The sequence below is a fragment of the uncultured Streptococcus sp. genome, assembly GCF_915066115.1.
In the GTDB taxonomy this organism is placed as follows: Bacteria; Bacillota; Bacilli; order Lactobacillales; family Streptococcaceae; genus Streptococcus.
Genome location: NZ_CAJZDT010000074.1, coordinates 1 through 9,688, shown reverse-complemented (window position 1 = coordinate 9,688; position 9,688 = coordinate 1). Strand labels below are relative to the sequence as shown.

9 protein-coding genes and 1 pseudogene are annotated in these 9,688 nt (G+C 41.7%); 1 reads left to right on the top strand and 9 read right to left on the bottom strand.

Annotated elements, in window-relative coordinates; genetic code table 11:
- Positions 1-254 (bottom strand): class I SAM-dependent methyltransferase (locus QZ565_RS06140; RefSeq protein WP_295526988.1); only part of this gene is annotated, 254 nt, incomplete at its 3' end.
- A 101-nt stretch (positions 255-355) separates the two neighbouring features.
- A complete protein-coding gene (locus QZ565_RS06135; RefSeq protein WP_295526996.1) occupies positions 356-2,692 on the bottom strand; it encodes a cation-translocating P-type ATPase in 2,337 nt (778 codons plus the stop codon).
- Between the two features lie 132 nt (positions 2,693-2,824).
- Between QZ565_RS06135 and QZ565_RS06130 the strand changes: the two genes are divergently transcribed.
- On the top strand, positions 2,825-3,574 hold the full coding sequence (locus QZ565_RS06130; protein WP_295526985.1) for a 1-acyl-sn-glycerol-3-phosphate acyltransferase: 750 nt from the start codon (positions 2,825-2,827) through the stop codon (positions 3,572-3,574).
- Between the two features lie 42 nt (positions 3,575-3,616).
- Here QZ565_RS06130 and QZ565_RS06125 read toward each other — a convergent pair whose 3' ends face one another.
- From QZ565_RS06125 to QZ565_RS06095, 7 genes and pseudogenes are all read right to left on the bottom strand, one after another.
- Positions 3,617-4,309 (bottom strand): alpha/beta hydrolase-fold protein, encoded by a 693-nt coding sequence (locus QZ565_RS06125; protein ID WP_295526982.1) that lies wholly within the window; start codon positions 4,307-4,309, stop codon positions 3,617-3,619.
- Positions 4,290-5,300, bottom strand: a complete 1,011-nt coding sequence (locus QZ565_RS06120; protein ID WP_295526979.1) for an ABC transporter substrate-binding protein — start codon at positions 5,298-5,300, stop codon at positions 4,290-4,292. Before QZ565_RS06120 ends, QZ565_RS06125 begins: the two co-directional genes overlap by 20 nt.
- A 19-nt stretch (positions 5,301-5,319) precedes the next feature.
- Complete coding sequence (locus QZ565_RS06115; protein ID WP_295526976.1) at positions 5,320-6,075, bottom strand: ABC transporter ATP-binding protein; 756 nt, start codon at positions 6,073-6,075, stop codon at positions 5,320-5,322.
- Position 6,076: 1 nt separating this feature from the next.
- Positions 6,077-7,123 (bottom strand): iron ABC transporter permease, encoded by a 1,047-nt coding sequence (locus QZ565_RS06110; RefSeq protein ID WP_295526973.1) that lies wholly within the window; start codon positions 7,121-7,123, stop codon positions 6,077-6,079.
- A 400-nt stretch (positions 7,124-7,523) separates the two neighbouring features.
- A pseudogene (locus QZ565_RS06105) lies at positions 7,524-7,772 on the bottom strand (IS30 family transposase); the annotation flags it as partial.
- A gap of 234 nt (positions 7,773-8,006) precedes the next feature.
- On the bottom strand, positions 8,007-8,630 hold the full coding sequence (locus tag QZ565_RS06100; RefSeq protein WP_295526970.1) for a TetR/AcrR family transcriptional regulator: 624 nt from the start codon (positions 8,628-8,630) through the stop codon (positions 8,007-8,009).
- 39 nt (positions 8,631-8,669) lie between these two features.
- Positions 8,670-9,688: ABC transporter permease (locus tag QZ565_RS06095; protein WP_295526967.1), on the bottom strand; the 1,019-nt coding region annotated here is incomplete at its 5' end.

Below are 9,688 nucleotides of genomic sequence, written 5' to 3'. Positions count from 1 at the left end.
TGTGGTGTCGGCTCAAAAGAGCCGCCAGAGCCATTGGCTAAACGGACTTGGATTTTTTCTTCCAAGCCGTGGGCCTCAACATTTTTGACAGCAGACTGATAGGGGCCCTCCACCACCTCACCCGCAATGGCACTTTTGATTTGGCCTCTTTCGACCAAGTCGATAGGCAGATAAGCATGGTCACTTCCCACATCTAGCAAAATGGCTCCCTGTGGCACAAAGGAAGCCACTAATTCCAATCTCTTTGAAATCATCTTCTCTCTCTTTCCAAAACTCTATTACCTCTTATTATACCACATTTCAGTTGGCAATCTTGCACCTAAAAAAACCGCAATCCACAGATTGCAGCCTTTCTTTATTTTTTCGCTTGATAGCGACTTGTCAGGATGAAAATTACGGTAAAGACTAACATCATGACTCCATAAACAGGCAGTGTTTGTCCTGTTAATGTCGAAATTTCAAGCAGTTTTTGGATTCTTGGGAAGAGAGCTGTAGCTAGGAAGCCACCTACTGACCAAACAATCAAGAGGACACGCCATAGGGTAAATGGCATGCAGGCTCTAAATACGGATAAGAAACCGATCGACCCAAGTAGATAATAGAGGAGGGTTGAGATTTCTATCTCAGACCAGCCTTGACTACTTCCAAATAGTTTCACAAACAGGACGCTGAAGACGACCATGAGAGCACTTGGTAGGGCACGAAGCATTGATTTTCTGAGGAAGTTTGGTTCAACAGGTTTGATATTTCGCTCAAAAGTCAGAACGAATGGTGGGAAACCTTCCACGAACTGGTCGATCATGGTAATCTGAATTGGAATGAAGGGGAAAATCAAGATCCACTCTGACCGCCCTAGAAGAGCACTGGCAATGCAGATGACTGCGAGTAAGAAAGAGTAGATGGTTTTTATCAAGAAAATCGGTGCGATATGGGCAATGTTATTAACCACGCGACGACCTTCAAAGAGAATCTCAGGAACATCATTAAAGTCTGAGTTCAAGAGAACTAGATTAGCAATCTGACGAGTCGCAGGGTCTCCCTCAGCCATCACGATAGAACAATCCGCCTCACGAAGAGCCAGGATATCATTAACTCCATCCCCAGTCATAGCTGTTGTATGGCCTGCTTTTTTCAGCGTTTGGATGATGAGTTTCTTTTGATGAGGGGAAACACGTCCGAAAATAGCTGTCTCTTCAGCAATGACAATCAATTCCTCATCCGTGATTTTTGAGCAATCTACATAGCTGTGATAGTCCGCAAAGCCAGCCTTCTGAGCAATGCTGGATACCGTAACTGGATTGTCACCAGAGATAATCTTGAGGCCCACTTCCTGAGAACGGAGATAGTCTAGAGTTTCAGCTGCTCCTTCTCGAATAGGGTCCAAAATCTCCAGCAAGGCTAGAGCCTGAATATCAGATGGCTTTTGTGGCTTGTGATGGTCAAGTTTTTCTTGACTGAGCGCTAAGACCAAGACACGAGATCCTCTCTCCAAGGCCTCTCTGGCTTCTGGGACTTCAGAGTCCAGCAACATCTCAGGCGCACCTAAGAAAACTGTCCCCAGACCTTCCAATTCCATGGCTCCCCACTTGCGGTCGCTTGAGAAAGGAAGATTCGAAAGCATAGGGTAGGCTACCTGACCTTGGAAACGCTGGCGAATGGCTTGGGCTGTTGGATTTTTATCCTCACTATGAGCTATGTAGCTGGCCAAAATGCTGGCAATAGTCTCTTCACCATAAGTTGCCGTCAGAGGAATAACAGCCTCCACCTGCATCTTTCCTTGGGTGATGGTGCCCGTCTTGTCCAGACAAAGCATATCCACGCGCGCCAAGGTCTCAACAGAGTACATTTCCTGCACCAAGACCTTTTTCAAGCCTAGCTTAATCACTGCAGTCAAGAGCGAAGTAATGGTCAAAAGGGCAATTCCCTTGGGCAACATCCCCAAAAGGGCTGTTGACGAATTGACAACGGACGACTTAAGAGGCAATCCTTTTAACATCAAGGCTTCTAGCAAGAGAGCCAGACCAAAGGGAATGATAATCTTCCCAGTAAAACCAGCTAACCTGTCCAGAGATTTCATGATACGTGAATTGATCGGTTTAACGGTCTTAGCTTCCAACATGAGTTTGGCAGCATAGTTGTCTGCACCTACATGATGGACACGAGCTAAAACTGACCCACTGGCCAAGAAACTTCCAGACAAAAGCAAGGCATCCACTTCCTTTTGCACCAAATCACTCTCACCCGTCAACATGGCTTCATTGACTTCCGCAAAGCCTTCCAGAACCAAGGCATCACTGGGAATCTGCTCCCCAGCAGACAAACGAATGACGTCTCCTAGCACCAATTCTTCAGGATTGAGGGCAACTTCCTGTCCATCACGAATGGTTTTGACCTTTTCCTTGGTCATGAGATTGAGCTTGTCCACCATGTGTTTGGCGCGTAGCTCGGTCACAATTCCAGAAAAAGCGTTAAAGCAGATAACAGCAAAGAAGACCAGATTGCTCCAAGCATGCACAAAGGCTAGTGCCAAAGCAATAGCAAAGTTCAAAGCGTTAAAAAGGGTAAAGACATTTCGTTTAACGATTTGCCAAGTGCTGGTACTGGCCGAAGCAGTAAAATCATTGACCAAGCCCTTAGCCTGTCTTTCCTTGACTTCTCTTTGGGTTAATCCCATAATCTTATTTTTATCCATAAACTCTATCATATCATTTTTTCTAAAAGAATTCTAATCTCATCCCAAATATGGACCTAGTCAAGGGAAAAGTTTGCCAGCCCTCCTTTGATAAGGTATAATAATAACAAGAAAATAATCGAAGGAGATCGCATGTTTTATACTTATTTACGTGGATTGGTTGTATTACTCCTATGGTCCATCAATGGCAATGCCCACTATCATAATACCGATAAAATTCCTAATCAAGATGAAAATTATATTTTAGTTGCGCCTCACCGTACCTGGTGGGATCCTGTTTACATGGCCTTTGCGACCAAGCCAAAACAATTCATCTTTATGGCCAAAAAAGAACTCTTTACCAACCGTATCTTTGGTTGGTGGATTCGTATGTGTGGCGCCTTTCCTATCGACCGGGAAAATCCTAGCGCCTCTGCCATCAAATATCCTATCAATGTCCTAAAAAAAAGTGACCGCTCTCTCATCATGTTTCCAAGTGGTAGCCGTCACTCAAACGATGTCAAGGGTGGCGTAGCCCTGATTGCCAAAATGGCCAAGGTCCGTATCATGCCAGTTACCTACACAGGTCCCATGACTTTGAAGGGCTTGGTTAGCCGTGAGCGTGTCGATATGAACTTTGGAAATCCTATTGATATTTCAGATATCAAGAAAATGAATGATGAAGGCATTGAAACAGTCGCCAATCGTATCCAAGCAGAATTCCAACGTCTGGACGACGAAACGAAACAATGGCACAATAATAAAAAACCAAACCCACTCTGGTGGTTTATCCGCATTCCTGCCCTCATCCTTGCCATTATCCTTGCTATCTTAACCATCATCTTTAGCTTTATCGCAAGCTTCGTCTGGAATCCAGATAAGAAGAGAGAGGTTCTTGGTTAAAAAATACAACAATCCCTTGGCTTTTGCCAAGGGATAATTCTTTTATTTGATTTTCCATTTTTGGGCCAACCAGCTAGAAAAGACTAGAAATCGCTCATCCACTTGTTCATGGTGCCCATAAGGATCAAAGACAAACTGGCCTTTCGGATAGCATTTCTGAAGACTGGTATGGATTTGCTCAGCATAGGCGGGTGCTTGAGCCAAGCGATTAGTATGGTGTGCTCCTTCTGTTTGACCATTCCGTAAATACAGCAAACAGTCCAAATTTTTCACCTTTTCTTCCTTGCAGTAAGTCACAAAATCAGGATACCAAAAGGAACCGCAGATCGAAAAGACACAGGAAACCTTGTCAAAGCTGAAAAGACTGTATACTGCCGCCAAACCACCTAGTGAATACCCTCCATAAGCAAGGCGAGTTTCGTCCAGGCGATAAAGCGACTTCAGCTTGTCTAAAAGACCTCCAAATAAATGACCATGATAGGCATTTGCCTGACCTCCAAAATCCAGAGCCCCATCTCTCAGAGCAGCTGCCTTCCATGGAGTGTAGTCATCTAGGCGATTTTCAGAGGTCAAGCCCACTAAAATCACAGATTCTGAAAGAGAGGATAGGAAATCCAAGTTTCCATCATTCAAGAGAATCGCTGGATAGATTTGATTGGGATCATAGGTTGAAGGCAGGCTGACCTTGACTTGGATTCCTTCCCAATCAAACTCATTATTTATTGATAAAGTCATTGATTTTCTCAAGGGAATCAATTACTGCCGGACCATAATCCATCAACTCATCGTAAGAGATAGTCATGATTTTTTGATTCTTAATAGCAGGAACACCTTCCAAAACAGCATTTACCTTCATCAACTCTACTGCGTTGGCATCCAATTTTTTATTACGGTCACTAGTTACATAGATAATCAACTCAGGATCCATTGACACGAGGTTTTCCAAGGTCAAGCCTGATGTCCCTGTAGCAACGTTTGTATAGCCAAGTTGGTTCAGCAAACTTTCTTGCAAAGCAGACTTGTAGGCACCGAAGGTTTGATCATTATAAGCAACCATAATCAAAGCCTTTTTCTTTTCACCTTGACTTGCTGGATTTGCTTTCTTAACAGCGTCAATTTTAGCTTGTAATTGGGCTGCGTATTCATTGGCCTTGTCCTGAACATTAAAAATCATTCCCAGATTCTTGACATCTTCTACGATATTTCCCAAATCTTGCTGAATTGTTGAGAGAGAAGCTTTTTGTGTATAGACTGAGATTTTGTTTTCATTCCAAGTGCTAACTGTCCCCAAGGATTTTTCAGAAAACATCATGTTTCGACCCATCACAGCGTCTGGCTCATAAGAAAGAACTGTCTCTTGTGAGACTGTTTTTTTATCCCCAATTTGAGGAATCGTCGCAATCGCGTCCTTGTATTTGTCCGTCACAGCATTGTCTGGATTGAGCATGCCAGCAATTTTATCCTTCAACCCCAACTCCAATAAGATTTCAGTGGTTGAAAGATTGTTGGTGATAACTTTTTCAGGTGCCTTGTCAAAAACTTGTTCGACTTCATTTCCTTTCGCGTCATAGGTTTTGACCGTCAGTGGATAAGTCGTCTCTGCGCTGACCTTTTGACTTGTTTCTGTACTAGACTGTGTTGTAGCTTTTTCTGTAGTAGTGTTACCACAAGCTGCCAAAGTTAAGGTAGCTACTGTTACCAGTAAAATACTGAGTGTTTTTTTCATTTTGTTTTCCTTTTCATTCTTATAAATAGTGAATCATGGCTTGCTGATCCTCGGTCCAAGTCACCTGACTTTGAACTCCGTATACAGTTTGCAATGACTCAGGGGTGATGGTCTCCTTTGGAGTCCCTTGGTAAAGGATTTCCCCCTCTTTCATCAGATAGAGATAATCCGAATAGCGACAAGCAAGTTGAATATCATGCAGGACAGCTAGAACATTTATCTTGAGCTCCTTCACAATGGCCAACAAGTCTAGCTGATACTTGATATCCAGGTGATTGGTTGGTTCGTCCAGGAGCAAGAGAGTCGGTTCTTGCGCCAAGGCACGTGCCAACAAGACTCGCTGTTTCTCTCCCCCTGACAGAGACGAATAGAGACGAGTTTTCTTCTCAAGCATATCCACCTTAACGAGGGCATCTTGAACGAGGGTATAATCTCTTTCCCTTTCCTTCTGTAAAAAAGAGAGATGGGGCGTTCTTCCTAGCAAGACGATTTCCTCAACTGTACAATCAAACTGCAATTGATTAAACTGGGTGACGACCGCCATTTGCTTGGCTGTTTCTTTGATTGTCCATTGTTCAAGAGGTTTTCCATCTAGGCTTATCAAGCCTTTGTCCGCCTTTTCCTGACGATAGAGGAGTTTCAGCAGGCTGGTTTTTCCACTTCCATTTGGTCCTAGTATCGTATGAAATTGATGCCCCTCAACCTTAAGAGAAACTCCTTTTAAGATTTTTTTCTCTCCTAGTCCAAAGTGGATATCCTGACAAATCAAGTCCATATCAGGCCCTCACCTCCCTTCGCCTACCTCCAACAATGTAGATAAAGAAGGGAGCACCTACTAAGGCTGTGAAAATACCAATTGGCAGCTCAGCATTTTGAATAATGACACGAGAGAGTACATCTGCCCAAATGACAAAGAGGGCACCTAGCAAGGTTGCAACAGGAAAAAGTCTCCTGTAATTCGTTCCTACTAACCCTCGAGCTAAATGTGGAGTAATCAGACCGACAAATCCAATAATCCCACAGGTTGCCACTAAGACTGCTGTCAGCACAGCCACCATTGTCACATAAAGATACCAATAAAAGCGTAAGGGAATCCCCAGAGTCAAAGCAGCCTCATCTCCCATCATCATCGCATTAAAAACACGATACTGCGTAGAAAAAAATAGAAAGGCCATTCCTACTACTATAGTTGGCAGGAGTAAGTCAGACCAGGTAGTCCCAGCAAGCGAGCCCATGGTCCAAAACTTAATGGTCATCACACTGTCCGCGTTAGCTCCAACTGAGATTATAAAATTGGAAAATGCCAGAAAAAGAGCATTGACCACCGTTCCTGATAAGATCAGACTAGAAGTCGTCATCCTTCCTTGCATAGAGGCAATGATGAGGACAGCAATTGTTGCTAAGATAGCTCCAAGAAAAGCGCCAAGGCTAATCATCACTTTTAAACCAAGAATGATGCTCAAGGTTGCACCTAGAGTTGCACCTGCAGAGATGCCTAAGACATAGGGCTCAGCTATGGGATTATTCACTGTAGACTGCATCACACTACCACACATAGAAAGACCAGCCCCCACTATCAAGCCTAACAATACTCGGGGGAATCTCATGTTCCATACAATGGCAAGAGTAGACTTGGAAACCTCTCCTATCTCAAGAGGAAATCCCAACCTGCTCAAAATAATCCGATAGGTATCGCTTAGATGAATCGCAACGGATCCCATTGAAACTGCTAGAAAGAGGGAAATTCCTAAAACACCTAGTAAAATACCTAAAAGCAATACAAATTGCAGGTCCTGTCGGCTTCCAGAAAATTTGGAAAGCATGCAAACCTCCTTTGATAGAATCTTAAAAATTTAGAAAATTCTCATGAAAAGTATACCATATTTTTAACTATGGAACAAGCTGAGAAAAATGAATATAGTTGCTTTTACAGTGTCAAAAACCGCAACAGAAGATCATACTTGAGTATATCGAGGTAAGGTAACAACATAAAAAGCCCTCTGAAGTCAGAGAGCTAATTTGAGCTCGGGCTAACATCCTAATGGAAAAGATGAAACTCCTTATGTCCATCGAACACTGTGTCGTTTCCCTATTTTCATACGGATTTTTAACGTCCTTAGCATCATGATTCTTGCTGGATAAAACGTTTATAGACTAGGCGACAAGCCGACGATTGTACAAATATTTTTAGTAAAAGATAAATTGTAAGAATAAGTGCAACATTTACTTGAACTCATCCTCTAGGGCTTCACAAGCATTTCTGTAAGCTAAACACTTTCGTGGTCGGTGATTGATATCATATAAGGCCTTTTTCAAAGCCTCATCAGAAATAGCGGCTAAATCTGTTTTCTTTGGGAAATATTCTCTTAGTAAGCCATTTGAATTTTCATTGCTTCCTCTCTGCCAGGAAGAATAGGCGTCCTCAAAGAAAAAGGAAATTCCTAAGTTCTCTACCATAGGATAGCAGGCAAACTTTAAAATTGGAATTTCATGTTTGTGTATCATCTGTTGCCTCCTAAGTTTTAAGAATTATTATATCAAAAAATAACCACTGTAATATGATTTCATAGGAAATACTTCCCAAGAATCACAAAGAAAAACCAATTAAACAATGTACATAACTGACAAGAAAGGACATAAATCTGCTTTAGTCAGAAACATGTCCTTTTTGTGTTTTATTTTAAGAAATATCATTTCAGTCGGCGTTTATTTCCACAAACCACCTAAAATCTGTCTTTCCAATAAATTTAAGTCTTCTTCTCTTATGTCACTATTGTCGCTAACGATATAGAGTTGGGCAAAGTAGGCCAATAAGGGACCTATACAAATACGAACCATTTGAGGAACCGTGATTTCAGGATTCACTCGTGAATCTGCTATCAATTCCTTATGGAGTACTAATAATTTATCCTGAAGAGTATTCCAAATATAAAGTTGTTCTTTTCTCAGTTTCTTATTTGAAAAAATTTCCTGAAGAATAATTTTCATCAAAGCGCGATTCGTTTTGAGATAGGCCATACGATTTTGGACCAGATAATGCACCTTTTCTTCAGTCGTTTCTAAGGCTAAAAGTTCTTCAAAAAAACGACCGAAAAGTCCTGGAACAACAGGGTGCAAAATAGCCGTTAATAAATCTTCTTTGGTCTTGAAATACTTGAAGAGCGTTGCTTGGCTAAGTCCCGCATGTTTGGCAATTTGTAAGGTGGAGGTTCCATTGTAACTCTTAGTAGAAATCAAATCGACCGCCGCCTGCATGATTTTTTTCTTTCCTTGAGGGTAATTCGCTTCTTCTAAGTAATCTTCAAACGATTCAAAAACAGTCTTATCCATCTAATCTTCACACCTTTTTAGCATTATTTATGTTGATTTCTAAACTTTACGATAACGACGCAATCCAACAATATTGAGAATTGTTAAAATGATCAAGAAAATCATTAAAACACCAAGATTTGGCAAAATATCACCAAGATTGTGTCCGTAAAGAATAATCTGGCTTATTGCATCACCAGAATAGGTTAATGGCAAAAATTTCCCCACAGTTGGAGCCCATTCTCCCATGGATGACAATGGAATAATTCCTGAGAAAAAAAGTTGGGGCATAATCACGAGAGGAATAAATTGCATCATTTGGAATTCTGATTTTGCTAGAGTAGACAAGAGAATTCCAAAAGCTAGTGCTACAAGAGCCAGTACCACATTAACTATTATAACATTTAAAATACTTCCTACAACTTCTACATCTAGTAGCCAAATTGCTGCTAAGACGACAACTGCCGTTTGAAAAATCGCAATAATACCGTAAGACAACATATAGCCATAGACAATTTCAGAACGTTTCACTGGGGTTGCTAACAAGCGATCCAAGGTTCCACTTGTGCGCTCTTTCAAAAGTGCCATACCAGAAATCAAAAAGACAAAGAAGAAGACCACAAAGCCAATTAAAATTGGAATCATACGTGCAAAGAATCCAGTATTTTTATCTCCATATTGGTAAGATTCTTTGATTTCAGGCGCCTTTGCATCTAATTTCAATTGTGGAAGAGCTTGTTTGATACGAGATAGTAACTGATCGGTGCCTTCACTGGCGATACTTGTTCGTAACACTTGTCGTATCATAGATGTCTTGGAGGCATCTGTATTTGCGTAGTCGACCTGATACTCACCGTCTTTATAAGAAATCACAGCATCGACTTTTTCATTTGCTAGCGCTTCTTTGGCTTGATCTAAGTCTTGATAAGTCTCGATGTCCACATGATCAAGCTCATCCATTTTCGTTATCAAACCAGTTGGTAGATCTTGTGTCGCTAACTTGACATTCACGGTTGTACTAGCTGAAAACATGAGGTTCATCAGCCACATAATAAAGACTGGTGCCACAAACATTAGGG

Excerpts from the sequence above, each read along its gene's own strand:
- QZ565_RS06130 (WP_295526985.1), top strand. The coding sequence starts at position 2,825 with ATGTTTTATACTTATTTACGTGGATTGGTTGTATTACTCCTATGGTCC.
- QZ565_RS06100 (WP_295526970.1), bottom strand. The coding sequence starts at position 8,630 with ATGGATAAGACTGTTTTTGAATCGTTTGAAGATTACTTAGAAGAAGCG.
- QZ565_RS06120 (WP_295526979.1), bottom strand. The coding sequence starts at position 5,300 with ATGAAAAAAACACTCAGTATTTTACTGGTAACAGTAGCTACCTTAACT.
- QZ565_RS06115 (WP_295526976.1), bottom strand. The coding sequence starts at position 6,075 with ATGGACTTGATTTGTCAGGATATCCACTTTGGACTAGGAGAGAAAAAA.
- QZ565_RS06110 (WP_295526973.1), bottom strand. The coding sequence starts at position 7,123 with ATGCTTTCCAAATTTTCTGGAAGCCGACAGGACCTGCAATTTGTATTG.
- QZ565_RS06125 (WP_295526982.1), bottom strand. The coding sequence starts at position 4,309 with ATGACTTTATCAATAAATAATGAGTTTGATTGGGAAGGAATCCAAGTC.
- QZ565_RS06135 (WP_295526996.1), bottom strand. The coding sequence starts at position 2,692 with ATGGATAAAAATAAGATTATGGGATTAACCCAAAGAGAAGTCAAGGAA.